This is a genomic window from Pseudomonas sp. S10E 269, from assembly GCF_002798465.1.
Lineage (GTDB): Bacteria > Pseudomonadota > Gammaproteobacteria > Pseudomonadales > Pseudomonadaceae > Aquipseudomonas > Aquipseudomonas pergaminensis.
Genome location: NZ_PHIJ01000001.1, coordinates 39,939 through 65,644, shown reverse-complemented (window position 1 = coordinate 65,644; position 25,706 = coordinate 39,939). Strand labels below are relative to the sequence as shown.

At 63.4% G+C, this 25,706-nt stretch carries 19 protein-coding genes and 4 pseudogenes; 11 read left to right on the top strand and 12 right to left on the bottom strand.

Going from position 1 to position 25,706, the window contains the following annotated elements; genetic code table 11:
• Positions 1 to 810: 810 nt before the first annotated feature.
• Positions 811 to 1,320, bottom strand: a pseudogene (locus CWC48_RS30740) (methyl-accepting chemotaxis protein); the annotation flags it as partial.
• Between the two features lie 348 nt (positions 1,321 to 1,668).
• A pseudogene (locus CWC48_RS30735) lies at positions 1,669 to 2,739 on the bottom strand (HAMP domain-containing protein); the annotation flags it as partial.
• A 552-nt stretch (positions 2,740 to 3,291) separates the two neighbouring features.
• Between CWC48_RS30735 and CWC48_RS00315 the strand changes: the two are divergent.
• The 4 genes and pseudogenes from CWC48_RS00315 to CWC48_RS00305 all read left to right on the top strand — a co-directional run.
• The gene (locus CWC48_RS00315; protein ID WP_177409520.1) at positions 3,292 to 4,611 is read left to right on the top strand and encodes a Na+/H+ antiporter family protein; all 1,320 of its coding nucleotides are present in this window, start codon (positions 3,292 to 3,294) and stop codon (positions 4,609 to 4,611) included.
• Positions 4,612 to 4,747: 136 nt separating this feature from the next.
• Positions 4,748 to 5,569 (top strand): annotated as a pseudogene (locus CWC48_RS30730) (cache domain-containing protein); the annotation flags it as partial.
• 36 nt (positions 5,570 to 5,605) lie between these two features.
• Positions 5,606 to 6,427, top strand: coding sequence for a methyl-accepting chemotaxis protein (locus CWC48_RS30725; RefSeq protein WP_371857058.1), 822 nt, complete (start codon positions 5,606 to 5,608; stop codon positions 6,425 to 6,427).
• Between the two features lie 114 nt (positions 6,428 to 6,541).
• A pseudogene (locus tag CWC48_RS00305) lies at positions 6,542 to 6,694 on the top strand (aspartate transaminase); the annotation flags it as partial.
• Here the strand turns inward: CWC48_RS00305 and yegQ are convergent.
• On the bottom strand, positions 6,691 to 8,010 hold the full coding sequence (gene yegQ / locus CWC48_RS00300; protein ID WP_100491108.1) for a tRNA 5-hydroxyuridine modification protein YegQ: 1,320 nt from the start codon (positions 8,008 to 8,010) through the stop codon (positions 6,691 to 6,693). The pseudogene CWC48_RS00305 and the gene yegQ overlap by 4 nt on opposite strands.
• Positions 8,011 to 8,234: 224 nt before the next feature.
• Between yegQ and CWC48_RS00295 the strand changes: the two genes are divergently transcribed.
• Genes CWC48_RS00295 through CWC48_RS00285 form a run of 3 tightly spaced genes read left to right on the top strand, consistent with a single transcriptional unit; the run spans position 8,235 to position 9,993 of the window.
• Positions 8,235 to 8,498: a DUF2790 domain-containing protein gene (locus CWC48_RS00295; protein ID WP_038845122.1), complete on the top strand. Its 264-nt coding sequence runs from the start codon at positions 8,235 to 8,237 to the stop codon at positions 8,496 to 8,498.
• Between the two features lie 42 nt (positions 8,499 to 8,540).
• Positions 8,541 to 8,753 (top strand): hypothetical protein, encoded by a 213-nt coding sequence (locus CWC48_RS00290; RefSeq protein ID WP_078047787.1) that lies wholly within the window; start codon positions 8,541 to 8,543, stop codon positions 8,751 to 8,753.
• Positions 8,754 to 8,784: 31 nt separating this feature from the next.
• On the top strand, positions 8,785 to 9,993 hold the full coding sequence (locus CWC48_RS00285; RefSeq protein WP_100491107.1) for a cytochrome c biogenesis protein DipZ: 1,209 nt from the start codon (positions 8,785 to 8,787) through the stop codon (positions 9,991 to 9,993).
• 1 nt (position 9,994) lies between these two features.
• Here CWC48_RS00285 and CWC48_RS00280 read toward each other — a convergent pair whose 3' ends face one another.
• The 3 genes from CWC48_RS00280 to CWC48_RS00270 are packed head-to-tail and all read right to left on the bottom strand — an operon-like array spanning position 9,995 to position 12,633.
• The gene (locus CWC48_RS00280; RefSeq protein ID WP_099494517.1) at positions 9,995 to 10,660 is read right to left on the bottom strand and encodes a response regulator transcription factor; all 666 of its coding nucleotides are present in this window, start codon (positions 10,658 to 10,660) and stop codon (positions 9,995 to 9,997) included.
• A 39-nt stretch (positions 10,661 to 10,699) separates the two neighbouring features.
• Complete coding sequence (locus CWC48_RS00275) at positions 10,700 to 11,071, bottom strand: response regulator transcription factor (protein ID WP_100491106.1); 372 nt, start codon at positions 11,069 to 11,071, stop codon at positions 10,700 to 10,702.
• On the bottom strand, positions 11,071 to 12,633 hold the full coding sequence (locus CWC48_RS00270) for a PAS domain-containing sensor histidine kinase (protein WP_100491105.1): 1,563 nt from the start codon (positions 12,631 to 12,633) through the stop codon (positions 11,071 to 11,073). The genes CWC48_RS00275 and CWC48_RS00270 overlap by 1 nt, the downstream gene beginning before the upstream one ends.
• Positions 12,634 to 12,830: 197 nt before the next feature.
• Here CWC48_RS00270 and CWC48_RS00265 point away from each other — a divergent pair, with 197 nt between their 5' ends.
• A complete protein-coding gene (locus CWC48_RS00265; protein ID WP_099494521.1) occupies positions 12,831 to 13,247 on the top strand; it encodes an organic hydroperoxide resistance protein in 417 nt (138 codons plus the stop codon).
• 148 nt (positions 13,248 to 13,395) lie between these two features.
• A complete protein-coding gene (locus CWC48_RS00260; protein WP_177409462.1) occupies positions 13,396 to 14,367 on the top strand; it encodes a quinone oxidoreductase in 972 nt (323 codons plus the stop codon).
• Here CWC48_RS00260 and CWC48_RS00255 read toward each other — a convergent pair.
• Positions 14,348 to 15,574: an MFS transporter gene (locus tag CWC48_RS00255; RefSeq protein WP_100491104.1), complete on the bottom strand. Its 1,227-nt coding sequence runs from the start codon at positions 15,572 to 15,574 to the stop codon at positions 14,348 to 14,350. The two genes, CWC48_RS00260 and CWC48_RS00255, sit on opposite strands and share 20 nt — an antisense overlap.
• Before the next feature lie 173 nt (positions 15,575 to 15,747).
• Here CWC48_RS00255 and CWC48_RS00250 point away from each other — a divergent pair, with 173 nt between their 5' ends.
• Positions 15,748 to 17,040 (top strand): epoxide hydrolase family protein, encoded by a 1,293-nt coding sequence (locus CWC48_RS00250; RefSeq protein ID WP_100491103.1) that lies wholly within the window; start codon positions 15,748 to 15,750, stop codon positions 17,038 to 17,040.
• 7 nt (positions 17,041 to 17,047) lie between these two features.
• Here CWC48_RS00250 and CWC48_RS00245 read toward each other — a convergent pair whose 3' ends face one another.
• Complete coding sequence (locus tag CWC48_RS00245; RefSeq protein ID WP_100491102.1) at positions 17,048 to 19,918, bottom strand: winged helix-turn-helix domain-containing protein; 2,871 nt, start codon at positions 19,916 to 19,918, stop codon at positions 17,048 to 17,050.
• Positions 19,919 to 20,008: 90 nt separating this feature from the next.
• Entirely contained in the window at positions 20,009 to 21,223 is a 1,215-nt protein-coding gene (locus CWC48_RS00240) for a CynX/NimT family MFS transporter (protein ID WP_099494529.1), read from the bottom strand.
• 105 nt (positions 21,224 to 21,328) lie between these two features.
• Between CWC48_RS00240 and CWC48_RS00235 the strand changes: the two genes are divergently transcribed.
• Complete coding sequence (locus CWC48_RS00235; protein WP_100491101.1) at positions 21,329 to 22,144, top strand: helix-turn-helix transcriptional regulator; 816 nt, start codon at positions 21,329 to 21,331, stop codon at positions 22,142 to 22,144.
• Here CWC48_RS00235 and CWC48_RS00230 read toward each other — a convergent pair.
• Genes CWC48_RS00230 through CWC48_RS00220 form a run of 3 tightly spaced genes read right to left on the bottom strand, consistent with a single transcriptional unit; the run spans position 22,115 to position 25,637 of the window.
• Positions 22,115 to 23,461 carry a HAMP domain-containing sensor histidine kinase gene (locus CWC48_RS00230; protein ID WP_100491100.1) on the bottom strand — a complete coding sequence of 449 codons (1,347 nt, stop codon included), beginning with the start codon at positions 23,459 to 23,461 and terminating at the stop codon, positions 22,115 to 22,117. The two genes, CWC48_RS00235 and CWC48_RS00230, sit on opposite strands and share 30 nt — an antisense overlap.
• Positions 23,458 to 24,198, bottom strand: coding sequence for a response regulator (locus tag CWC48_RS00225; RefSeq protein ID WP_099494558.1), 741 nt, complete (start codon positions 24,196 to 24,198; stop codon positions 23,458 to 23,460). Before CWC48_RS00225 ends, CWC48_RS00230 begins: the two co-directional genes overlap by 4 nt.
• 5 nt (positions 24,199 to 24,203) lie before the next feature.
• Positions 24,204 to 25,637: a catalase gene (locus tag CWC48_RS00220; RefSeq protein WP_100491099.1), complete on the bottom strand. Its 1,434-nt coding sequence runs from the start codon at positions 25,635 to 25,637 to the stop codon at positions 24,204 to 24,206.
• Positions 25,638 to 25,706 lie beyond the last annotated feature (69 nt).

The window sequence follows — 25,706 nt, the reverse complement described above, 5'->3', positions numbered from 1 at the left end:
ATCTAACTGTCCCCCCGCGATCCAAAAATGTGGGAGCTGGCTTGCCTGCGAAAGCGGCCTAACAGCCGATCACAATCTAACTGTCACCCCGCGATCCAAATGTGGGAGCTGGCTTGCCTGCGAAAGCGGCCTGACAGCCGACCACAATCTAACTGTCCCCCCACGACTCAAAAATGTGGGAGCTGGCTTGCCTGCGAAAGCGGCCTGACAGCCGACCACAATCTAACTGTCCCCCCCCGCGATCCAAAAATGTGGGAGCTGGCTTGCCTGCGAAAGCGGCCTAACAGCCGACCACAATCTAACTGTCACCCCGCGATCCAAATGTGGGAGCTGGCTTGCCTGCGAAGGCGGCCTCACAGCCGACCAAGATGTTGGATCAGACCGAGTACATATCCGTTACTTGGATAATGGCCGCTAATGGTTCCGCCCTTACGGCGGCTCACTTTTGAAAAGCGCAAAAGTAAGCAAAACGCTCTTGCCCCAACACTCGGCACCTCGCCTAGGCTCGGTGTGCCCGTAATCCGCCAGGTATTTGGGGGGCCGCCGCCACGCGCCATCCATGGCGCGGGGCGGCTAAACCGGCATCCCTGCCGGTTTACCCCCCAAATCCCTGTCGAATTCCGGCCAGCGTGTTTGACGGGGCGCCTAAGGTCAAAAGCTAGATCAAAAGCCAGATCAAGATCACGATCAACAGCGGCTCGCTTCGCATCGTGGTTAGCGATGGGAGTGCAACGTTGTGTAGGTACCTATGCGGCGATGGGGCCTTGAAGGCCCCATCACCAGCAAGCCGGCTCCGACAGGTGTGCGTTTTTACACGAGGAACTGGTCCATCAATCCCTGCTGCTGATTCGCCAGGCTATTCAACGCCTGGCTCACCCGCGCTGATTCATTCGCTTGCTCGGACAGCGACTCGGTCACGTCGCGAATGGTCGCTACGTTGCTGTTGATCTCCTCGGCCACTGCGCTTTGCTCTTCGGCGGCGCTGGCGATTTGCAGGTTCATGTCGCTGATGACTGTCACCGCGTCGCCGATCTGGCGCAGGGCGGTCACGGCCTGGCCAACCTGTTCGACGCTGCCCTGGGCCTGGCGATAGCTGTTGCCCATGGCGCCGACCACTTCTTCGGTGCCGCTCTGCAATTGCTCGATCACCAGGCGGGTTTCTTCCACCGACTCCTGGGTGCGCCGCGCCAGGTTGCGCACTTCATCGGCTACCACCGCAAAGCCACGGCCCGCCTCACCGGCGCGGGCGGCTTCGATGGCGGCGTTGAGCGCCAACAGGTTGGTTTGCTCGGCGATGCCGCGAATCACTTCCAGCACCGAGCCGATTTTCTCGCTGTTGGCAGCCAACCCTTCCACCTGGGTCATGGCCGTGCTCATGTCCGCTGCCAGCTCGCCGATGTTGCGGGTAGTGCGGTCGATCACTGTGAGGCCGTCGCGGGTGGCCTGGTCGGCATCCCGTGCGGCTTGCGCCGCCTGTGCGGCACTGCGGGCCACGTCTTGGGCGGTGGCGCTCATTTCATGGGAGGCGGTGGCCACCTGATCGACCTGGCGATATTGCCGTTCCATGCCCGCGCTGGTTTCAGTCGCAATGGCGGCAGATTGGTCGGCAGTGCCACGGGCGTCCTGCACCGAGCGTTTCACCTCGGCGATGATCGGTTGCAGCTTGTCGAGGAAGCGGTTGAACCAGCCGGCCAACTGGCCCAGCTCGTCTTTTTTGTCGTAGGCCAGGCGGCGGGTCAGGTCGCCTTCACCGCTGGCGATGTCTTCGAGCATGTCCGCCACGCCGAGGATCGGCCGCGTCACGCTGCGCGCCATCAGCCACACCAGGATCAGGCCGACCACGGCGGCAATCAGGCCCAGGCTCAGTTCCAGCAGGGTGCCCTTGGCATTGTCGGCATCCAGTTGGGTTTTCAGTGCTTCGGCGGGGGCGACCAGGACGCTCTCTGGTACATCCAGCAACACGCCCCAGGGCTTGCCCTCCGGGATTGGCGCGAACGGCGCCAGTACCTTGAGCTGATGGTCGGTGCGCAGGCTGCGGATCTGTGTACTGCCGGCCAGGGCGCTGATCAACTGCGCGCCGTTGGCGGTGTCGACCTGGTCCAGGCGCTGGCTCAGCTTGCTGGCATCCGCGCTGTAGCCGGCCAGCAGGCCCGTGGGGCTGAGGATGCTGACCTGGGTCTGGCCGTCATACAGTTTGTGGCTGGCCTGTTGGCTCACCGCCTGCAGGCTGTTGAGGTTGATGTCCACCGACAGCGAGGCAATGACTTTGCCGTTGACCATCAGCGGGAAGACGATGCTGGTCATCAGCACGTTTTGCCCGTTGATCGTGTAAAAGTAGGGCTCGATCACGCACGGCTTGAAGGTGCTGCGCGGGCAGGTGAACCAGGCGTTGGCCTTTTCGCCACTGGGGCTGAGGCTGGTGTCGGACATGTCGCTTTCGGGCAGCGCCATCGAGGTCAGCGTGCCCGGCGTCGGTTGCGACCAGTACAGGGCGAAGCGACCTTTGTCGTTACTGCCCAGCTCCGCCTGGCCCGCGAACAACTCGTCCTTGCCATCCAGGGCATTGGCTTCGAACACCAGGGACAGGCCGAGCAAATCCGGGTTGGCCTGTAACGCGGCCTTGACCTGTCGGGTCAGGTCTTCGCGGGTGTCGAAGGCGTCGAGAAAGCGCTTCTCGGCCTGCTCGCGCAAGAACAGCACCTGGCGCGAAAAGCCATGGCCGTACTGATAGGCGTCCATGAACTGGCGGCGGATGCCCAGCGCCTGCACTTCACCCTGGGCCTCGATCCGCGCCTGGGCGGCTTCATCCAGCATCTGCATGCTGGAGGCCTTGACCTGCTGTGAACTCTGCTCCATGCGATACAACGACAGACCCACCAGCAGGGTCACGATTCCCAGCAGGCACAGGCCGGCGAGCAGGGTGATTTTCCATTGAATGGAGAGCTGCCTAAGCGACATCGGTACATCCTTACCTGAAAACACATAGAGGCTCTGTTATCGGCGGTTTTGGGGTTTTCTTTATTCAAACGATCAATTTAAACCTGCTTTTGTGGTGAGCGAGCTGACTCGCGCTGGAGTGCGCAGCGCTCCCCTTGATTTTGGCGCCGCTGCGCAGCCCAGCGCGAGCAAGCGCGCTCACTACAAGGTTCGTTTTTTGACATGTGAACCTGCGTCCGGCAAAGTGCCCGCCCTCTAATAAGACCTCCTTCAAGCCTGCACGCTGGTTGCCACCCGATGGCCGCCTAGGCGCGGGCATGCCTGTTTTTTATGTTTCTGCTTGAGGTAACCATGATTAACGCAGTCATTGCCGCGGTCGGCACCATGCTGGTGCTGAGCCTGTCCCGCGTGCATGTGGTCATCGCCATCATCGTCGGCGCCCTGGTGGGCGGCCTTAGCGGTGGCCTGGGTATCGAGGCCACGCTCAAAGCCTTCAACGGCGGCTTGGGCGGGGGGGCGACGGTGGCGTTGTCCTACGCCTTGCTCGGCGCGTTCGCCGTGGCGATTGCCAAGTCCGGCCTGGCCCACGCGCTGGCCGATAAGGCCCTACTGCTGGTGGACCGCCAGGAAGCCACTGGCGGCAGCCACGTCAAATGGCTGCTGATCGGCCTGCTGTGGGTGGTCGCGATTGCTTCGCAGAACATCCTGCCGATCCATATCGCGTTCATTCCGTTGCTGGTGCCGCCGCTGCTGTACGTGCTGACCAAGCTGCAACTGGACCGCCGCCTGATCGCCTGCGTGATGACCTTCGGCCTGATCACGCCGTACATGTTCCTGCCGGTGGGCTTCGGCAATATCTTCCTCAACCAGATCCTGTTGGCCAACGTGGCCAAGAGCGGCGTGGACATCAGCCAGGTCAACGTCACCCACGCCATGAGCCTGCCGGCGCTGGGCATGGTGGTCGGCCTGCTGGTGGCGGTCTTTATCAGCTACCGCAAGAAACGCGTGTACGACTTGGAGAAAATCGAGCGGGTCGAACAGGTAGCCGTGCAGTACAACCCGCTGACCCTGCTGGTGGCCGGCTTGGCGATTGCCTCCGCGTTCATCATTCAGTTGTGGTTGGACTCGATGATCATCGGCGCCCTGGCCGGGTTCCTGATCTTCTCGGTGTCGGGCATCGTGCGCTGGCGCGACACCGACGACCTGTTCACAGAAGGCATGAAGATGATGGCGATGATCGGCTTCATCATGATCGCCTCGTCAGGGTTTGCCGAAGTGCTCAAGGCCACCGGCGATGTGCGCTCGCTGGTGGAAACCTCGGCGGTCTTTATCGGCCATAGCCGTGGGGTAGGGGCACTGCTGATGCTGTTGGTGGGGCTGCTGGTGACCATGGGCATCGGCTCGTCGTTCTCCACGGTGCCGATCCTGGCCGCGATCTTTGTGCCGCTGTGTGTGCAACTGGGCTTCAGCCCGCTGGCCATCGTGTGCATCGTCGGCACGGCCGGTGCCTTGGGCGACGCCGGCTCGCCCGCCTCGGACTCGACCCTTGGTCCAACCTCCGGCCTGAATATCGACGGCCAGCACCACCATATCTGGGACACCGTGGTACCGACGTTCCTGCATTACAACCTCCCGCTGCTGGCATTCGGCTGGCTGGCCGCCATGACCCTCTGACACCCCGCGAACTGTAGGAGCCGGCAACTGGCGATGGCGTCCGTGAGACCGCTATCGCCGGCAAGCCGGCTCCTACAGGTATTTGGCAACTGGCCGATAAACTCTCAGGTCGCCACTAATAAGAGAGAGAAAAGCCATGCGTCTGAGCCTCAAGGCCAAAGTCCTGTCCCTCGCCGTAGTGCCGGTGCTGCTGTTTGCCGTGGTCATCAGCCTGACCACCGTGTGGATCCTGCAGGGCCAGGCCCGCAATGAGGTGGAAGAAACCCGCCAGCGCCTGCTCAATGACGCCAAGGCCACCTTGCAAAGCTACGTCGAAGTGGCCATGACCACTATCAAGCCGCTCTACGACGCGGCCACACCCGGTGACACCGCCGCGCGCGCCCAGGTGGTCAAACTGCTGTCCAACACCAGCTACGGCAAGGACGGCTACTTCTTCGGCTACGACTCCGAGACCATCCGCCTGTTCAAGGGCAACAGCCCCGATGGCGTCGGCAAGAGCTTCAAGGACAACCGCGACCCCAACGGCGTGTACGTCAACCGTGACCTGGTCAAGGTCGGCAAGGACGGCATCCACTACCTGCAATACAGCTCGACCCAGCCGGGCCAGACCGAATTGGTGCCCAAGATGGGCTACACCGAATACCTGCCGAAGTGGGACATGGTCATCGGCACCTCGGTGAACCTGGATGGCATCGAAGCCCAGGTGGCGGTGGTCGAAGCCAAGGTGCAAAAACGCATGGAAGGCGTGCTGCTGAGCATCCTCGGGGTGGCCGTGGTGGTGCTGTTGGTGATCGCTGCCGTCGGCATGCTGCTGGCCAATACCATTTTGCGTCCGTTACACCTGATGAAAGCCAACCTCGACGACATCGCCGCCGGCGAAGGCGACTTGACCCGCCGCCTGGCCATCACCAGCCAGGACGAACTCGGCGACCTTGCCGGCGCGTTCAACCGTTTTGTCGACAAGATCCACGGGCTGGTGCGCCAGATCACCGAAATGACCACCCAACTCACCGGCCTGGTCAGCCAGGTCTCCGACCAGGCCCAGCGCTCCGAGCAGGCCATGGAGCGTCAGCGCCACGAAACCGACCAGGTCGCCACCGCGATCAACCAGATGTCCTCCGCCGCCCAGGAAGTGGCGCGCAGTGCCCAAGGCGCGTCGGTGGCGGCCCAGCAAACCGACGCCGAAGGCCAGGCCGCCAAGCGCGTGGTGGACGGCAGCATCGCGCAAATCCATGCGCTGGTGAACGACATCCGCAGCAGTGGCGTGTCCCTCGACAGCTTGCAGCAGGACGTGTCCTCCATCGTCAGTGTGCTCAGCGTGATCCGCTCCATTGCCGAACAGACCAACCTGCTGGCGCTCAACGCCGCCATCGAAGCCGCGCGGGCAGGGGAGGCCGGACGTGGTTTCGCGGTAGTGGCGGATGAAGTGCGCGCCCTGGCCAGCCGCACCCAAACCAGCACCCAGGAAATCCAGGGCATGATCGACCGCCTGCAAAAAGGCACCGAAGCCGCCGTGGATGCCATGCGCCGCTCCAGCGATGCCGGCGACGGCACCTCGGCCCAGGCCAACGAAGCCGGGGCGTCCCTGGACACCATGGCGCAGTTGATCGGCACCATCAATTCGATGAACGCCCAGATCGCCAGCGCCGCCGAAGAGCAGACCGCCGTGGCCGAAGAGATCAACCGCAGCGTGCACCAGATTGCCGTGGCGGTGGACAGCGTCGCCGATGAGACCCAATTGGGTGCCCAGACCTCCCGCAGCCTGGCGGACCTGGGGCAGCGCCTGGGACAGTTGGTCGGCCAGTTCCGGATCTGATCAACCATAGCATGGGCGTATGTTGGCCTAACGTTAATACGAATATACCGATCACAGCCCCTTGTCGAACCGCGCCTAGCGCCTCGGGTACTGACGATGAACGGTGTGTCCAAGGCCCACGCCCTGCTCGACGAGGCCGATGTGGACGTGGTGCACGGCAGCGCGTTCGGGCTGGCGCCTTACCTGCGGATCGCCTACGCCCTGGATGAGGCGTCGTTGCGCCAGGCTTGCGCGACGATCCACAGGTTCTGCGCGGCGACCCGTTAGACGTCGCGCATCAGCAGGCCAAAGCGCAGGTCCAGCTCGGCCGGGAGCGGCACATACACGGTGTGCCCGTCCCCCGGCGCCACGTCAATGGTCTCGCCCTTGGCGTCGTGCAAGGTGGCCAGGTCAAAGTGAAAGTTGCCGGCGGGGGTCATCAATTCCAGGTGATTGCCCACGGCGAAACGGTTCTTCACCTTGACCTCGGCCAGTTCGCCCCGGCGCTCGCCGGTCAGCTCGCCGACGAATTGCTGGCGTTCCGACACCGAACTGCCGTTCTGGTAGTTCTGGTATTCATCGTGCACATGCCGGCGCAGGAAACCCTCGGTGTAGCCGCGCTGGGCCAGGGATTCGAGGTCGGTCATCAGGGTGCGGTCGAAGGCGCGGCCGGCCACCGCATCGTCGATGGCCTGGCGATACACCTGGGTGGTGCGCGCGCAATAGAAGTGCGATTTGGTGCGGCCTTCGATCTTCAGCGAATGCACGCCCATGTGGGTCAGGCGATCCACGTGCTGCACCGCGCGCAGGTCCTTGGCGTTCAGGATGTAGGTGCCGTGCTCGTCTTCGAAGGCGGGCATCTGTTCATCGGGGCGGTTGGCTTCTTGCAGCAGGAACACCTGGTCGGTGGGCGCACCGATGCCCAGGGTCGGTTCCGGCTGGAACGCTTGGACGATATCCCCCGTGGCGTTTTCCACCGCCGGCGTCGCCTGGTACTTCCAGCGACAGGCGTTGGTGCAGGCGCCCTGGTTCGCATCGCGCTTGTTCATATAGCCCGAGAGCAGGCAGCGCCCGGAATAGGCCATGCACAAGGCGCCGTGTACAAATACTTCCAGTTCCATGGCGGGCACTTGCTGGCGGATCTCGGCGATTTCTTCCAGGGACAACTCCCGCGACAGGATCACCCGGCAGATCCCTTGTTGCTGCCAGAACTCCACGCTGGCCCAGTTCACCGTATTGGCCTGTACCGAGAGGTGGATAGGCATCTGCGGAAAGTGCCGGCGCACCAGCATGATCAGCCCAGGGTCGGACATGATCAGCGCGTCCGGGCCCATGGCGATCACCGGGGCCAGGTCCTTGAGGAAGGTCTTCAACTTGGCGTTGTGCGGCGCGATGTTGACCACCACGTAGAAACGCTTGCCCAAGGCGTGGGCCTCCTGGATACCCAGGGCCAGGTTGGCATGGTCGAACGCGTTGTTGCGCACCCGCAGGCTGTAGCGCGGCTGGCCGGCGTACACCGCATCGGCGCCGTAGGCAAAGGCGTAGCGCATGTTTTTCAGGGTGCCGGCGGGGGCGAGCAGTTCGGGGGCGAGGATGGGAGGCATGGGCACGGGTCGCAAAAGGTCGCGAAGGTAGCCGAGCGGCGAGGGCGGTTTATTGATCCAGGTCGTCCTTTGGGCTTTTTGTATCGCTGTGTATCGGCCGGGGCTGTGGATACGTATCGATTTATCCGCGCGGTTTTCCGACACAGGCGCGATACCTCAGGGGCTTTTAATTGATTCCAACGAGGCACACCGCCTCCAACCCTGAGAACCTGGAGTCAACCACCATGAACACCAAAGCCATCTACGCCGCCTGCCTGTTTGCCGCCCTGAACATCTGCACCTTGTCGGCCCGCGCCGAAGCCGCCGTTACCGCTCAGACCTACAACTACGGCACGCACCTGGACATCAAGCAAGTGGTATCGATGAGCCAGGACTCCAAGTCCACCTGCGGCGTGGTGAATGCGCGCATGACCTACCTGGACTCCCACGACAAGACCCAGGTGCTGGATTACCTCAAGTTCGGCGACGGTTGCGTCGGCGATAACTGAGTCCCGCTGTCCCCTCCCATTGTTTGCCACAGGAAGACCGCCATGAACCCGCTGACCCGCTTTTTGACCGCCACCGCCTTTGCCCTTGCCGGCACTGCCGTGCACGCCAACGCCGCCGTGGAGAAAAGCAGCTGCGCCGCCAGCACCTGCTTCCAACTGACGCCGGTGCAACACGCCGCCGGCCATGACCTGCTGGTAGAGGACGGCAGCCGCCGCACACCGCTCGGCCAGGCGCTGGACCACCAGACAGCGTGACGCCGTCTCCCCACTCGATAAGGTGAACACCATGCTACTCATCGCATTCCTGGGCGGCATCCTGACCGTCCTCAGCCCCTGTATCCTGCCGGTGGTGCCGTTTCTGTTCGCCGGCGTCGACCGCACCCGCCGATCGATCCTGTTGACCCTCGGCGGCATGGTCCTGACCTTCGCGCTGGTGTCCAGCCTGGCGGTGGTCAGCACGGAGTGGGTGATACAGGCCAATAACACCGGCCGCCACCTGGCGCTGATCGTGATGGGGCTGTTTGCGCTGTCGCTGATCTCGGCGCGGGTCGGTGGCTGGCTGGCGCGCCCCTTCGTGTTGTTGGGCAACCGTATCGATCCTGACAGCCGCACGCTGTCCGGTCCGCTGAAGTCAGTGATGATCGGCGTCGCCACAGGCCTGCTGTGGGCGCCCTGCGCCGGGCCGATCCTGGGTGTGATCCTGACCAGCGCAATGCTGCAAGGCGCCAATGGGCAGACCAGCCTGTTGCTGGTGGCCTACGGCCTGGGCAGCGCCTTGTCCCTGGGTGCGCTGATTTTTGCCGGGCGTGGCCTGGTCAATCGACTCAAGGCCTCTATTCCAGTGACCGGTTGGCTGCGCCGTGGTGCCGGGGTGGCGGTACTGGCGGCGGCGGTGGTGATTTCCACCGGAGCGGACAAGACCCTGCTCGCCGGCACATCGTCCGAAGGGGTCAGCAGCCTGGAAAAAGGCGTGCTGGAAAACGTGCCCAAAGTGGTGGATTACGTGGTGAGCAAGGTCAAGGCCGACCCGGCGCGGGACAATACCAAGGGCGCCATGCCATCGCTGGCCGGTGCGGTCGAGTGGCTCAACTCACCCGAACTCACCCGCGAATCCTTGAAAGGTAAAGTGGTGCTGGTGGATTTTTGGACCTACGACTGCATCAACTGTCAGCACACCCTGCCGTATGTGAAGCAATGGGCGAAGAAATACGAGAAGGACGGTTTGGTGGTGATCGGCGTCCACACCCCGGAATACGGTTATGAGCGCATCATCGGCAACGTCAAGGACCAGGTGCGCAAGCTGGGTATCACCTACCCGGTGGCCATCGACAACAACTATGCGATCTGGCGCAATTTCGACAACCAGTACTGGCCCGCCCATTACCTGATCGACGCCAAGGGGCAGGTGCGTTACACCCACTTTGGCGAAGGTCGTTATGACGCGCAGGAGCAGATGATCCAGACGCTGTTGAACGAGGCCAAGGCCCCTCAGTGACTCAATGCAGCGGCTTTGCCAGCAAAGCCGCCATCTTGACCAGGTCCGCCAACGAGCGGGCCTTCATTTTGCGCATTGCCTTGCCCCGATGGGCCTTGACCGTGATCTCGCTGATCGCCAGGTCGCAGGCAATGACTTTGTTCATATGCCCCGCGACGACCCTTGTCATCACTTCCTGCTCCCGTGGCGTCAGGGTGGCGTAGGCCGCCCGCAGGACGCGCAATTGATCCTGTTGGTCCAGCAGGGTGCGGCTCTTTTCGAGGGCACCGGCAATCGCGGTCAACAGCACGTCATCATTGAACGGCTTGGTCAGGAACTCCACCGCCCCCGCCTTCATGGCGCGCACCGTCAGAGGGATGTCGCCGTAGCCGGTGATGAAAATGATCGGCGTGTCCGGGCGTTCGTTGGCGATGGCGGCTTGCAGGTCCAGGCCGTTGAGGTCGGGCAGGTTGATGTCCAGCACCAGGCAGGTGGGCACGTCTGCACGCGGCTGGCTCAGAAACGCCTGGGCCGATTCGAACAGCCGGGGCTGCCACTGGGCGAACCGGATCAACAGCTCCAGGGATTCGCGCACAGAAACATCGTCATCGACAACGAATACGATCGGCTGGGTGTCGGTCATCGGCGCGGCTCTGCGTGCATGGGCGATGGGGTGAGTCGAATACATCATGATAGCTCCTTCAAGATAGCTCCCTGCTGGAGCGGTTCAGACGACTGGAAAGGCCGCGCTCAGCGCTTTGAGCAATTGCGCTTCGCTGAACGGCTTCATCAGGCAGTCCACCACGCCGGTGCGCATCAGTTTGAGCCGGTCGCCGGCATCGCCATGGGCAGTGATAAAGATCACCGGAATGCCATGGCCGCGCAGTTGGAGGGTGGCGTGCAGTTCCGGGCCGGACATGCCTGGCATCGCCACATCCAGGATCAGGCAGCGCGTGCCTGTCACATGGGGCGATGCCAGGAACGCTGGCGCCGAGGAAAACGCTTCGACCGCAAAACCGAACTCCCGGAGCAGGTCCGGCAGGGATTCGCGCACCGATTCGTCATCATCGACAACCGCTATAAGAACAGGCTGTTCCATCAGATTCCCTCCTTGGTCGAGTCGGCGTCCTGGTCGGTCATGCGCGGCAGGGCAAATCGGAAAGTGGCCCCGGGGCCGTCATGGGCGGTGGCCCACAACACGCCATCATGGCGCTCGATAATGGAGCGACTGATGGACAGCCCAATGCCCATGCCGGTGGCCTTGGTGGTGTAGAACGCCTGGAACAGGCGCTCGGCATCCTGCGGGTCGAAACCATTGCCGTTGTCCTTCACGGCAAGGTAGACGCTCTGTTGTTCATCCAGTCCGGTGGTGACATGCAGGTGCCGCGAACGACCCGTCATGGTGTTCATCGCCTCAGTGGCATTGAGGATCAGGTTGAGGATCACTTGTTGCAGTTGCACGCGGTCGGCGTTGACGGTGGGCAGCGCGTCGGCAAATTCCGGGATCAGCTTCACGTCATTGCGCTGCAATTCGCCCAGCAGCATGGCGATGACCTCCTGTGCCGCCTCGTTCAAATCGACTGGTTCGAGGGTGATGCATTTCTTCGAAAAGAGCGCACGCAGGCGGTTGATCACCTCGGCGGCGCGGTTGCCATCGCGAATGGTACGCCGCGCGGTCTCCAGGGCACCGGTGACATTCGGCGGGTCGGCGCCCAACATGCGCAGGCAGGTGCTGGCATTGGTGATGATGCCGGCCAGCGGCTGATTGACTTCGTGGGCAATCGAGGCGGTGACGGTGCTCAGGCTCGCCACACGTGCCAGGTGCGCCAGCTCCGCGCGCACCTTGCTCAGGGTTTCTTCCGATAACCGGCGTTCGATGGCGATGCTCGCCGCGAGCATTTCGGCGCGCTTGCGGTCTTCGATATCGGTGTTCTCGCCGTACCAGCGCAGCACCACGCCCCACGCATCACGTTGCGGTACCGCGCGCACCAGGAACCAGCGGTAGTCGCCGTCGAAGCGGCGCAACCGCGCCTCGTACTCTCCGGCTTCGCCCGACTGCAGCAGGGCACCCCAATACTGTGCCAGTTGCTCGGCGTCGTCGGGGTGGACCGAGCGCGCCCAGCCATCGCCGCGCGCTTCGTCCAGGCTCATGCCGGTGTAGTCGCACCAGCGCTGGTTGACGAAGCCGACACTGCCGTCGGGCGCCGCACTCCAGACAAATCCGGGAATGGCGTTGATGATGTTGCTGAGGCGGTCTTCCGAGGCGCTGGCTTCGGCCAGTGCGTGGGCGATTAAGGCTTTGTCGCGCTTTTGCTCGTTGATGTCCACGCTGATCACCCACCAGCGGAGGATCCGGCCCTGGCTGTCGCGCATCGGCTTGCCGTCACTGACAAACCAGCGGTAGGTACCGTCTGCCTGGCGCAGGCGCAGTTCCTTGCGATAGGGCTCGCCACTGCGTACCGCCTCGCGCCAGGCGTTGAGCGTGGTCTGCAGGTCGTCCGGGTGCACGGCCGCCTGCCAGCCGCAGCCGATGGCTGCGCTGGCACTGTGTCCGGTGTAGGCGCACCAGCCTTGGTTGACGTAGTCGACGCTGCCGTCCGCCACGGCGGTGAAGGCCACCCCAGGCAGTGCATCGACGACGCGATCGAATTCATTCGACATACCGGTTCTCTAGTGACAGGCGCCGTGCGCAGAGAATGCCCTGTGGGCGGCTGTTCGCCCATCATACTTAGGTGTCGCATGCCCACGCTGGCGGGCAGGCAAACGATACCATCGTGTTATCGATGGCGGGCACGAATGCTGTTTTGATTGAGTCGCGCATCCCGAGTGCGCTTTCCTCAATTTCCCGGAGCTCTGCCATGACCGCCAAACAAGTACTCTACACCGCCAAAGTCCACACCACCGGTGCCCGCGACGGGGGCACCTCGCGCAGCGACGACGGGCGCCTGGACATCCTCCATTCCCCGCCGGGCTCCAAAGGCAGCGGTACCAACCCCGAGCAACTGTTCGCGGCCGGCTGGTCGGCCTGTTTCAACGGCGCCCTGGGGTTGGCGGCGCGCAAGTTGAAGGTCGAGTTGCCGGCTGACGTGGCCATCGATGCTGAAGTCGACCTGTGCATGGAGGGCGACGCTTACTTCCTGCGGGCACGCTTGAACGTCAGCCTGCCGGGCTTGGAGCGGAATGTGGCGCTGGCGCTGATTGAAGGTGCCCACCAGACATGCCCGTACTCTAAGGCGGTGCGTGGCAACATCGATGTGGTGCTCAACCTAGTGTGAACGTAAGCCACTGTATCCAGCGTGACTGACGTTACACAGTCATTCAAACCTGCTGCTTTGCCGACATGCCGCAGATACACGTGCTGCACAGCATGGCGGCAGGTTTGGCGTCATCCGACGCTGACGGATGTTGAAGGCTGTGAACACGATGAAAGCAGTGATGATCAACGCATTTGGCGGCCCCGAAGTCTTGGCCGTGCAAGAGGTTTCACTGGCCCGGCCAGGGCCTGGGCAGGCACTGGTTCAGGTCATGGCCGCCGGGGTGAATTTCATGGATACCGGCGCGCGCCGAGGTCTCGGCGCCGCCAGCCCGTTGCCGCTGACGCTGGGCGCAGAGGGCGCGGGCGTGGTGCTGGCCGTCGGGCCGGAGGTGACTGAGGTAACACCCGGTGATCGGGTGGCCTGGTATTACGTCCCTGGCAGCTATGCGCAACAGGTCATCGCCCCGGTCAGCCAATTGGTGCCGTTGCCCGATGACATCGGCTTCGAAACCGCCGCCGGCCTGATGATGCAAGGCCTCACCGCGAGCAACCTGGTGTTTGACGTGCACGCGATCCAGAAGGGTGACGTGGCATTCATCCACGCTGCGGCGGGGGGAGTAGGGCTGATGCTGACGCAGATGGTCAAGCTGCTCGGCGGCCAGGCGATTGGCCGGGTTTCCCATGCCGACAAGGTTGACAGCGTATTGGCGGCTGGCGCCGATTACGTGGTGATCGGGCACGCCGGGCATATCGCCGGTCAGGTCGAACGCCTGGTGGGCAAGCACGCGGTAAATGTGGTGTATGACGGCACCGGCAATGAAGGTTTCAACGAGTCACTCAATCTGCTGGATTACTTCGGCACCTTGGCCCTTTTCGGCCCGTTCATGGACCCGATTGCGCCGATCGATATCTTTTCCATCCAGCGCAGCGTCAAGCTGACCTACCCGGTGGTGATGCATCATGTGCGTAACCGCGAGACCCTGCTGGCCCGCGCGCAGCAGTTGTTCGCCTGGGTAAGTACTGGAAGGCTCAAGGTGAACATCGGCCAGCATTATTCATTGGCGCAGGCGCACCAGGCACATCGGGATATCGAGTCACGCCGCAGCACAGGCAAGCTGATTATCCTGCCTCAAGCCTAGGCCGGCGCCTGCGCCAGATCAGCAGGGCAGCCAGCAATTGGCTGCCCGCATAGAAGGTAAACAGATCCTGGGGACGCCACTGGGCGTCGAGCAGTACACCGGCGAACGTGGGCGACACAATGGCCCCCAGCCTTCCCGCGGCCAGCACCAGGCCCACGCCGCGCGTACGTTCGGAGCTGTCGAACGTCTGGGGCGCGAGCACAAACAGCGCTGCAATGGCGGCATAGAGCAACAGGCCGGCCGTGAACCCCGTGGCAATCGCCAGCAGCGGTATGCGCGTGGCCGTCACCATCAGCAGCATCAGCACGGCATTGAGCAGCAGGCACATGCACAGCAACCGGTTGCAGCCCCAGCGAATTGCACCCAAGCCCAACAGCAGTGCACCGAACATGCCGCCAACCGTGAGCAACATGCCGCCGGTGATGCCGTGGCGTGCGGAAAAACCGCTATGGGTCAGCAGCATGGGGGTCCAGTTCATCACAAAATAAAACCCGAACATCAGCAAAAAGCATACGCAGGCCAAGGTGCAGGTCGATGCCCAGCGTCCGTGGCTGAACAGACCGCGATAACCTTGGCCTGGCCGCTCGGCCGCCAGCGCTACCTGCGACGCAGACTCGCGCAACCACAGCACGCCGGCCACGCCGACCAACAGCGTCAGGCCGCCCCCTGCCAGGAACACATAACGCCAACCGAGGCCGTCATTAAGCAGATGGGCCAGCACCCCACCCAAGGTGGCGCCCAGCGCAAAGGCCACCGATTGCAAGGCAATTGCCAGGCTGCGACGGGTGGGCGGTGCATGGTCGTGGGTCAGGACATTGGCGCCCACCAACACCGCGCCCACGCCGATACCCGTGAGCAAGCGCAGGCACAGCAAAGTGCAATAACCCTGGCTCCAGAAACACAGCACCATGGTCATGCCGCTGAGCATCAGGCTCGCCAGCAACACCCGGCGGCGTCCATGCCGGTTGGCCATCGGCGCAGCCCCCAACGAGCCGCAGGCCATGCCCACCAGGCTGGCGCTGAGCAGCAGGCCGATTTGCGCCGCGCTCAATGACCACTGCGCGGCCACGCGGCTGGCCGTGAACGCCATGGCCATGGCGTCCAGGCCGTCGATCACATTGAACAGCAAGCACAGCCCCACCACGATCCACGCAGCGCGCCACGTCGGAATGCCCGGTGTAGCCGAACTGATTGCCTGCCCACTCATTGGTTTTGGGTCCTTTATTTATCGAGGGTGGATGGCAGCATCGGGCGCTTCTGCTGGCAAGTCATACAAAGGTATCGACCGACACCTACGTGCAATCGTCCGCGGCAAACGCCGATGGTCTGATCGGTCTTGCACGGGCCACGAGGGCGCAGTGCCACGACAGGAGATTCATCATGCTTGCAGCTTCGTCCCATTACCTGCGGCTTCGCTGCCGGGCCTCGTTGCTCGGCCTGGCGCTGCTCGCCGGCAGCCAGGCCGCGTGGGCGGCCACCGACGCCATCCGTCCTTACCGCATTCACGTTGATGAAACCCAACTGACCGACCTGCATAAACGCATCGCCGCCGCCCGCTGGCCGGATAAGGAAACCGTCAACGACACCTCCCAGGGCGTGCAATTGGCGCAGGTACAGGCACTGGTCAAGTACTGGGGCAATGGTTACGACTGGCGCAAGGCCGAGGCCAAGCTCAATGCGCTGCCTGAGTTCATGACCACCATTGACGGGGTCGACATCCAATTCATTCATGTGCGCTCGCGCAATCCGAACGCGCTGCCGTTGATTCTTACCCACGGGTGGCCGGGTTCTCAATTTGAATTCCTCAAAACCATCGGCCCGCTGACCGACCCGGTCGCCTACGGTGGCCGCATCGAAGATTCGTTCGACGTGGTGATCCCATCGATCCCAGGCCACGGTTTTTCCGGCAAGCCCACCGAACTGGGATGGGGCCCGGACCGGGTCGCCAAGGCCTGGGATGTGCTGATGAAACGCCTGGGCTACCAGCATTACGTGTCCCAGGGGGGCGACCATGGCTCGGTGATCTCCGACGCGCTGGGCCGCCTGGCGCCCCCCGGTTTGCTCGGCATTCACCTGAACATGCCGGCCACCGTGCCGCCTGAACTGGTCAAGCCGATCAACAGTGGCGAACCGGCGCCCGCCAACCTCACCGAACCTGAGCGCACGGCCTACAACGCGCTGAGTACCTTCTTTGGGCGCAACGCGGCGTACGGCGCGATGATGGTCACTCGCCCGCAAACCATCGGCTATCTGCTGGCCGACTCGCCGGCCGGTACGGCCGCCTGGATGTACGAGAAATTCGCCGCCTGGACCGACAGTGATGGCAAGCCCGAGCGTGTGCTCAGTCGTGACGAAATGCTCGACGACATCAGCCTGTATTGGCTGACCAACAGCGGTGCGGCGTCTTCGCGTTTCTACTGGGAGAACAACAACAATAACTTCAGCGCCGCAGCGCAGAAGACCGACACCATCAAGGTTCCGGTTACCATTACCGCGTTCCCCCGCGAGATCTACCAGGCCCCGAAAACCTGGGCCCAGCGCGCCTATCCCTCGTTGTCCTACTACAGCCAGGTCAGCAAGGGCGGGCATTTCGCCGCCTGGGAACAGCCGCAACTGTTCAGCGAGGAACTGCGCGAGGCCTTCCGCCCATTGCGCCCTTTGGCCAAGCCCTGAGGCTTTTTCAGGTACGTTGAGCATCGTCCAGGCGCGCCTGTAGCAGGCGCAGGTCCTGGGTATCAAAGCCTTCCGAAAACTGCTCGCGGTGTTGGCCCAGCAAACGCTGGGCCTCACTGCCACGACCTTGCGCCTGCCACAGCGCGGCCAGGTCGATGGCACTGCGCAACGCCCAGCTGCGTGAGCCTTGCTGCTGACTCAGGCTCAAGGATTCTTCCAGCAGTGTCTCAGGCCGTTTGTTGTCGCCGGGCACTTGTGCCTTATGAATGCTGGCCTGGAGGCGCAGCAGTTCCGGCAGGGGGAAGGCATCGCCGCTGTGTCGACAGTGTTCGATGGTCGCCTTCACTTGTACCAGGGCCTTTTCAAATTGCCCTTCCAGGATCAAGCCCTCGGCCAGGGCGATCTCGAAGGAGGTTGTCAGCAATTCGTAGCGCATGCCGTGCAGGCGGGCCAGGGTTTCCTCAAGGACGGCGACGGCATTGCCGGGCTGGCCTGCGCGGATGGCGACCGCCGCGCCAAAGCCCATGGCTGCGGCGATATAGGGGCCGAAGGCGTTGGCTTCGGCAATGGACTTGAAGGTGTGCAGGCGCTCGGCGGCGGTGTGCAGGTCACCGGTCCAGATGTAAATCTGCAGGGTCCAGACCAGCGCGATGCAATAGGTGGTTGCATGGTCCAGCGCGGCGGCTTCGGTTTCGACCTGCTGGGCGCCTCGCCTGGCCTGGTCGGGAAAGCCCATCAGCCACAGGGTGCGCGCCAGGGCCAGGCCGGTGCGGTTGCGATGGTCGAAGCCGTAGTGAATGGTCAGACTGCGCTGCGACGGCACACTGTTGCGCAGGGAGTGTTCCAACGCGTGGCGCGCCAACGCCTGGTCCCCCAGCAAGTGATAACAGATGCCCGCAAGGGAGGCGGCCACCGCGATGGCTTCCGGCTTGGCGATCACTGCGCTGATCTCCACGGCGCGTTCGGCCCAGGCCAGGGACGCCTTAAAGTCACCAATGCGTTCGTAGAAAATCTGTAAACGCCCCAGCAGGCGCAGTTGCGAGCGGTGCTCGCCAAGGCTCATGGCAATGTCCAGGGCGCGTAACAGGGCTTTTTCTGCGGCGGCGCTGTTGCCCTTGGTGAACATCAGCACCAGGCCCAGGGCGGCTTGCAGTTCCATTTCGGTGGGCGTGCCGAAGTAGCCGAGTTCCAGCAACTCAGTGGCGCGGGTGCACCAGGTGCGGCATTCCACCAACAGGGAAAAATGCAGGAACAGTTGTGCACTCGCCGCCGCCAGCGGCAGTGCCAGGCCGGGGTCGCCCTGAGGGCCGAAGCTCCACTCCAGCGCGCTGCGGATATTGCCCAACTGGCAACCCAGCCGCGTGGCGCTGGCGAAGATCGCGTGAGGGGTGTCGCCCAGGTGCTTGAGCTGCTCCATATGGTACGCCGCATGCCTGAAGGCCAGGGCGTGCACCTCGGATGGGCCCCGCACCTGGAGTTTTTCCCGCGCATAGGCGCGGGTCATTTCCAGCAAGCGGTAAGAGGCCGTGGCGTTGCTGCGGTTCACGGTGACCAGGCCCTTGGCGGCCAGCTCATCCAGGGTCGCGGCCACGCTGACGGGGTCGATCCAGTCGTCGGCGGCAATGTGCGAGGCCGCCTCCAGGGCAAACGGTCCGACAAATGCCGCCAGCCGCTCGAACACCAGGCGTTCATTGGCCGAGAGCAGGTCGTAACTCCAGTCCAGCATTGCGCGCAGCGTCTGATGCCGTGGCAGCGCGGTCCGGCGACCGGCCCATCCCAGGGAAAAGCGCTCGCCGAGCAGGGCGTGAGTGGCGTGTACGCCATGCACCGCCACGCGCACTGCCGCCAATTCGATGGGCAGCGCCATGCCTTCCAGGCGTTGGCACATGTCGGCAATCAGACGTGCATCGCCGGGTGCCAGCGCCAGTGCGGCATTGCTGGCGTACACGCGCTCGACAAACAGTTGCACGGCGGTAAATCCCAGCAGTTGTTCAACGCTCAAGTCCTGCAACTCGCTGGGAAAGGCCAGCGGGTCGAGCCGATACACGTGCTCGCCGCGCGCCCGCAGCGGTTCGCGACTGGTGGCGAGAAGGGCCACGCCCGGGGCCGCATCCTGGATCTGTTCAACGAGGGCGCAGACCGCATCGATCAGGTGTTCGCAATTGTCGATGATCAGCAGCAACCGTTGCGCACGCAGGTGGGCGAGCAACACCTGCATCGGTTCTTCGGCCTGCACCGCAATGCCCAGTGCGCTGGCGAGGGCGATGGGCACCAAGTCCGGATCCTCGACCTGGGCCAGGTCGACGAAGTGCACGGCGTCTTCCTCTGCGCGGCAGTGGCCGGTTTCCACGGCCAGGCTGGTCTTGCCCACGCCGCCTGGGCCGACGATGGTGAACAGCTTGGGTTGTCGCAGCCGCTCCATCACCAGCGCCACATCGGCGTGGCGCCCGATCAGGCTGGGGCGCGGCGGCAGGCGGCCGACGCCATTGGCCACTCGAGGGTGGCTGTACGGGGCAGGCAAAGGGCGCGCCGCGCGCTCCATCGGCGCGACGAACGCGTAGCCAACGCCGACTTGGGTGTTGATATAGCGTGCACCGTCTTCGCCATCGCCCAGAATGCGGCGCAGCCCGGTCATGTGAAAACGCAGGCTGCCTTCTTCGACGATGATGTCGGGCCACACCAGGCTGATCAGTTCACGTTTGGACACCACGCGTCCTGGGCGTTCGAGCAGGGCGATCAGCAGGTCGAGGGCACGACCGCCGATTTCCAATGCCGCGCCATCTTTCGTGAGCAAGCGTTTGCCCGGAACCACGCGAAAAGGGCCGAAGGCAAAGTCCAGGCTCGCGGCCTCATGCAGGTCGTCAGGGGCGGACTCCACGGTTATCGCGCTCTCGAAAAGAGGAAGGTGTATTCAAGGGGATTGGAACCCTGTTTCGGTCTGAGCATGATAGGAGATCCCAACGTTGGTTCAAGTCCGTACAACCTCGGCCGCGTGTGGCGCGAGGGCGTTGGTCTGGGCCGGTTTGAGCATCGGCGTCAGGCACAGCATGAAGACCAGCACGGCAAACAGCATGGCGTAGGCTAGGCTGTAGTTGCCGCTGTGGTCGCGCAATGCACCGAAACACAGCGGGCCCAAGGCGGCCAACAGATAGCCGATAAACAGCATGAATACCGTCCAGGCACCGGCTTGTGCAGGGCTGCTGGCATTGTCCAGTGGCAGCGTCATGCCCACGGTGAACGCCATGCCCAGGCCGATCGCCACCAGCAACACGTACAGGGTTGGCCACGCCGTCGGCGCAAACGCCATGCCTGCGGTGCCCAACAGCGCGATCAATGTGCAGACGGCCAGCAGGCCGCGACGGTCATGGGCCTTGCCGGGGATCAGGCCGGCGCCGACGCTGGCAACCGCGAATACAGCGGTGAACAGCCCCAGCAAGGTGCCGGCGGACAGGTGGGTGACGGCCGTTTCCGTGGAGGACGGTGCCAGCCAGGCGAACAGGGCATAGACCACAAACTGGCTGGCACCGAAGTACAGCGCCACCAGCCACGCCTGGGGATTGCGCCACGGCAGTCGGATCGACCGGGCCGGTGCTGGGGCCAGCCGAGGCGCATCGGCCTCGAAACGCCGGGCCATCCACACCCAGCTGATCACCGCCGTGACGCTCAACAGGCTCCATGCACCGGCGCCTACACGCCAGCTGTGGGCGAGTTCGGTGATGGGCGCGGTGAACAGCGCAGAAAGGGTGGCCCCGACACTCAAGCCTGCGGCATAAATACCCATGAAAAACGCCGGACGGTGGGCAAAGTGGGTTTTGATCCAGCCCCCCATCAACGCGCCGGCGATGGCGATGCCGACACTGATCACAAAGGTGTTCAGCAGCAGCAGCGCGGCATTCGGCGAGACCGCCCGCAGCAGACACGCGGCACCGATCAGCACCAGGGCCGCAATCATGCAGCGGTCCGACCCGAAGCGTCGGCTCAAGCCTGGCGCAAGCAGGGCGAGCACACCCATGCACACGTCCGGGATCGACGTCAGCAGCGCCGCCTGGGTAAAGCTCAACCCATACTGGTCCTGGATCAACAGCAGGATCGGCCCGATGGACACGATGGCGGGGCGCAGGGCGATGGACAGCACCAACAGGCCGAGGACGGCTGCCAGGCTGTGCTTGTCAGTGGAGGTCATGTCGACGTGCTCTTCGGGTCGTGGAAGTCGAACCGATCGTAGCAATGTGCAAGAATCGACAAATGCCAGCTTATATCGACAAAGTGACAATGCGATGAGCCCACCATGAAGCAAGATGCCCGCGCCGTCGGTAAACCCGTCGAAATGAACGGACGCAGCGAGGACTACCTGGATTACCAGGACGTGCCCCGTGTGCTCATGGCCCTTGTGCGCAACCAGGCGGCCGGTGCCTATAACGCGCCGCACACCCATCGCCACGGCCAGTTGCTGTATGCGGTCAGTGGGGTGATGCGCGCCGTTGCCCAGGGCAGCCTGTGGTTCTTGCCACCCAAACGGGCACTGTGGATTCCCGCCGAAGAAGAACACGATCAACTGATGCTGACGCCGGTGCAGATGCGCTCGATCTATATCCAGGCCGACGCGGCCGCCGGTTTCGGTGACCGGTGCCGGATCGTCGATGTATCGCTGCTGTTGCGTGAGCTGATTCTGGTGCTGGCCAATGAGCCGATCGAGTACGAACTTGAAGGCCGCAATAGTCACGTGGTGGCGCTGATCCTCAGCGAGCTGGCCGCCGCGCGCACCTTGCCGTTGCAGATCCCGTGGCCGCTCGACCGCCGACTGCTGATGGTGTGCCGCGCGATACTTGAAACACCTGGGCAAACCCACACGGTGGCGTATTGGGCTGACCAGGTCGGCGCCAGTTCACGCACGCTGATCCGCTTGTTTCTCAAGGAAACCGGCCTGACCTACCGCCAGTGGGTGCAGCAGGTGCGCCTGGCCTGTGCCCTGGAACGGCTGGAGAATGGCGAGCCCATCGGCCGGATCGCCCAGGACCTGGGGTATGTGAGCGCCAGTGCCTTCAGTGCGATGTTTCGCCGCGCGATCGGCGTTTCACCGCGCGACTTTCTGGTCCGCGACTGACGGCATGGGTGACTGGCAGCGAGGCAGCAGCAACTGCGCGCACAACCCGCCGCCCTCGCGGTTGTACAGGGTCAGGCCGCCTTGCAGGGTGTGCGCCAGCTGTTGCGCAATGGCCAGGCCTAGCCCGGTGCCGCCGGTGGTGCGGTTGCGTGAGCTTTCGACGCGATAGAACGGCTTGACCACGTCGAGCAGTTGCGCCTCGGGAATGCCGGGGCCACGGTCAAGGATCTGGATCGACAGATGCGCATCGGCGTGGTGCTCGACGTTGACCGTGACGTCGCTGCCGAACTTCAACGCGTTGTCCACCAGGTTCACCAGCACCCGACGCAGTGCGTGGGGGCGGGTGTCGATCACGGTGCTGGTGGGCGCGGTGAGCACCACCTGTTTGCCGACGTCCTGATAGTCGAACACCAGGCTGTCGAGAAACGAATGCAGGTCGACCCGGCGACTGGCCTCGATGGTGCCGTCCATGCTGCGTGCATAGGCCAGGCCTTCCTGGACCAGGTGCTGCATTTCACTGAGGTCATTCCAGAGTTTTTCCCGCTCCACCGACTCCTCCATGAGCTCGGCACGCAGTTTCATACGCGTGATCGGGGTTTGCAGGTCGTGGGAAATAGCCGCGAGCAGTTGCATGCGTTCCTTGATGTGGGTGGCGATGCGTTCCTGCAGGGTATTGAAGGCCACGGCCGCGTAGGCCACCTCGGTGGGGCCGTTCTCATCCAGGCGCGCGCCGCCGCCGTTGGGGTCCAGGCGGTCGACCGCATTGGCCAGGCGTGTCAGCGGCTCAATCGCGGTGCGCACGGCCAGCAGGGTGCAGCCGAGCAGCAGCAACAGCTGCACCCCCAGTAACAGCGGCAGCCAGGGCGACAGCGGTGAGACTTGTGGGCGCACATCAATGGTCAGCGGCGTGCCATCGCGCAGGCGCAAGTGCGCCTGATAATGCGGGCGTTTGTCGGGGATGGTATTGAAGGTCAGGCTGTAGTCCTGGCCCAGGGTGGCCACCATCGAGTGCACCGAGGCGGGCGCGGTGGTCATGTCCATCGGCTGGCCAGGCTGGCCTTCATCCAGTTGGTAGCGATAGGTGGCATGTTCGAAGCGAGGCAGCCAGGCTTGACGCTCTTCTGCGGGCAGGCGTTCGAGCATGGCCACCGAGGTGCTGATGTCCTGTTCGAAATTGCCCAGCATCAGCGACATGGCGCTTTGGTAACGCTCATAAAACTGCAGCCCGAAGGAAAGCCCGTGGGCGATCACCAGGCTGGTCAGAAAGATCAGCGTCAGGCGCGAGGCCAGGGAGCGCGGCCAGCGCAGCCGTTTCACGAGGCTTCTCCCAGGATTTCCACCGGGTAGGTGAACACATAGCCTTCGCTGCGCACTGTCTTGACGTAGGCCGGGTCGCGCGCGTCATCCAGCAGGCGCTGGCGCAGGCGGCTGACCAGCAAGTCGATGGAGCGGTCGAACAGGTCGGCATCGCGGCCCTGGGTGAGATTGAGCAATTGATCGCGGCTCAGTACACGCTGGGGGTGGTCGACAAAGACCCGCAACAGGCGGTATTCGCCGCCGCTCAGGTTGACGATGGTGCCCTGGGCGTCCATCAGGTGGCGTGCGGTGGTGTCCAGCCGCCATTTGCCGAAGGCCACCAGGCGGCTGGCTTCGCTGACGATCAGGTTGGGCGGCAGTGAGCGAGTGCGGCGCAATATGGCGTTGATGCGCGCCAGCAGCTCGCGGGCGGCGAAGGGTTTGACCAAGTAATCATCGGCGCCCATTTCCAGGCCGATGATGCGGTCGGTTTCGTCGTTGCGTGCGGTCAGCATCAGGATCGGCGTGGCTTTGTGTTTGCCCGCACGCAGCTCGCGGCACAGCACCAGCCCATCGTCGCCCGGCATCATGATGTCGAGCACGATCAGGTCCACCGCCGTGGCATCGAGCAAGGCGCGCATTTGCCGACCGTCCGAGGCCACCGTGGTGCGCAAGCCGTTTTTCTTCAGGTAATTGCCGACGAGTTCGCGGATCTCACGATCGTCGTCGACAATCATAATGTGATCGATATGGTCCATCTGGCTCACCCTAAGAGTTCGATGGCGCGGGCAACACCCGCGCCATAGGTAGGATCGGCTTGCGTGCAGTGCTGGATATGGCGCGCTATGGCTTGGGGGCTGGCGCCCTGGATGGAACGCGCGGTGTTGTCGAACAAGGCCTGTTGCTGGGTGGCGCTCATCAAGCGGAACAGTGCGCCGGGTTGGGAAAAATAGTCCGTGTCTTCCCGGTGGTTCCAATGCGCAGCGCTGCCTTCCAGGGCCAGCGGTGGTTCGCGAAAGTCGGGTTGCTCCACCCATTGCGCGTGGCTGTTGGGTTCGTAGCCGAGGGTGCTGCCGGCATTGCCGTCGGTGCGCATCTGCCCGTCGCGGTGGTAGCTGTTGACCGGGCAACGCGGGGCGTTCACCGGGATCTGATGATGGTTCACGCCGACGCGGTAGCGCTGCGCGTCGCCATAGGCGAACAGGCGCGCCTGCAGCATCTTATCCGGCGAAAAGCTGATGCCCGGCACCACGTTGGCGGGGTTGAAAGCGGCTTGTTCGACGTCGGCGAAGTAGTTGTCGGGGTTGCGATTGAGCTCCAGGACACCCACTTCGATCAGCGGATAGTCCTGATGCGGCCAGACTTTGGTCAGGTCGAACGGGTTGATCGCATAAGTGCCGGCATCCGCCTCCGGCATGATTTGCACGTGGAGCGTCCATTGCGGGAAGCGGCCCTCTTCGATGCTGGTGTACAGGTCGCGCTGGGCGCTTTCACGGTCGTCGCCGACCACTTGGCTGGCCTGCTCGTCGGTGAGGTTGTGGATGCCTTGCGCGGTTTTCCAGGTGAATTTCACCCAGAAACGCTCGTTGGCCGGGCTGATAAAGCTGAAGGTGTGGCTGCCAAAACCATGCATGTGTCGATAGGACTGCGGCAACCCTCGGTCGCTCATCACAATCGTGACCTGGTGCAGGGCTTCGGGCAGCAGGGTCCAGAAATCCCAGTTGTTGCGCGCGCTACGCATGTGGGTGCGAGGGTCACGTTTGACGGCGTGGTTGAGGTCGGGAAATTTCAACGGGTCGCGCAGGAAAAACACCGGGGTGTTGTTGCCCACCAGGTCCCAGTTGCCTTGCTCGGTGTAGAACTTGATGGCGAAACCACGGATGTCCCGCTCGGCATCGGCAGCGCCGCGCTCGCCGGCCACGGTGGAAAAACGCACGAAGATATCCGTGGTCTTGCCCACGTGGGAAAACAGGTCGGCCTTGGTGAACCGGGTGATGTCTTGGGTGACGGTAAACCGGCCGAACGCGCCGGAGCCCTTGGCGTGCATGCGGCGCTCGGGGATGACTTCACGGTCGAAGTGCGCCAGTTTTTCCAGCAGCCAGACGTCCTGCAACAACACGGGGCCGCGGGGGCCGGCGGTCTGCGAATGGTTGTTGTCGACCACGGGTGCGCCGGCGGCTGTCGTCAGTTTTTTCATGCTCAAGTCCCCTTGTTTCTGATTGTTGTGTCAGGGAGCATCAAACCAGACCCCTCAGGGCACCGCGAT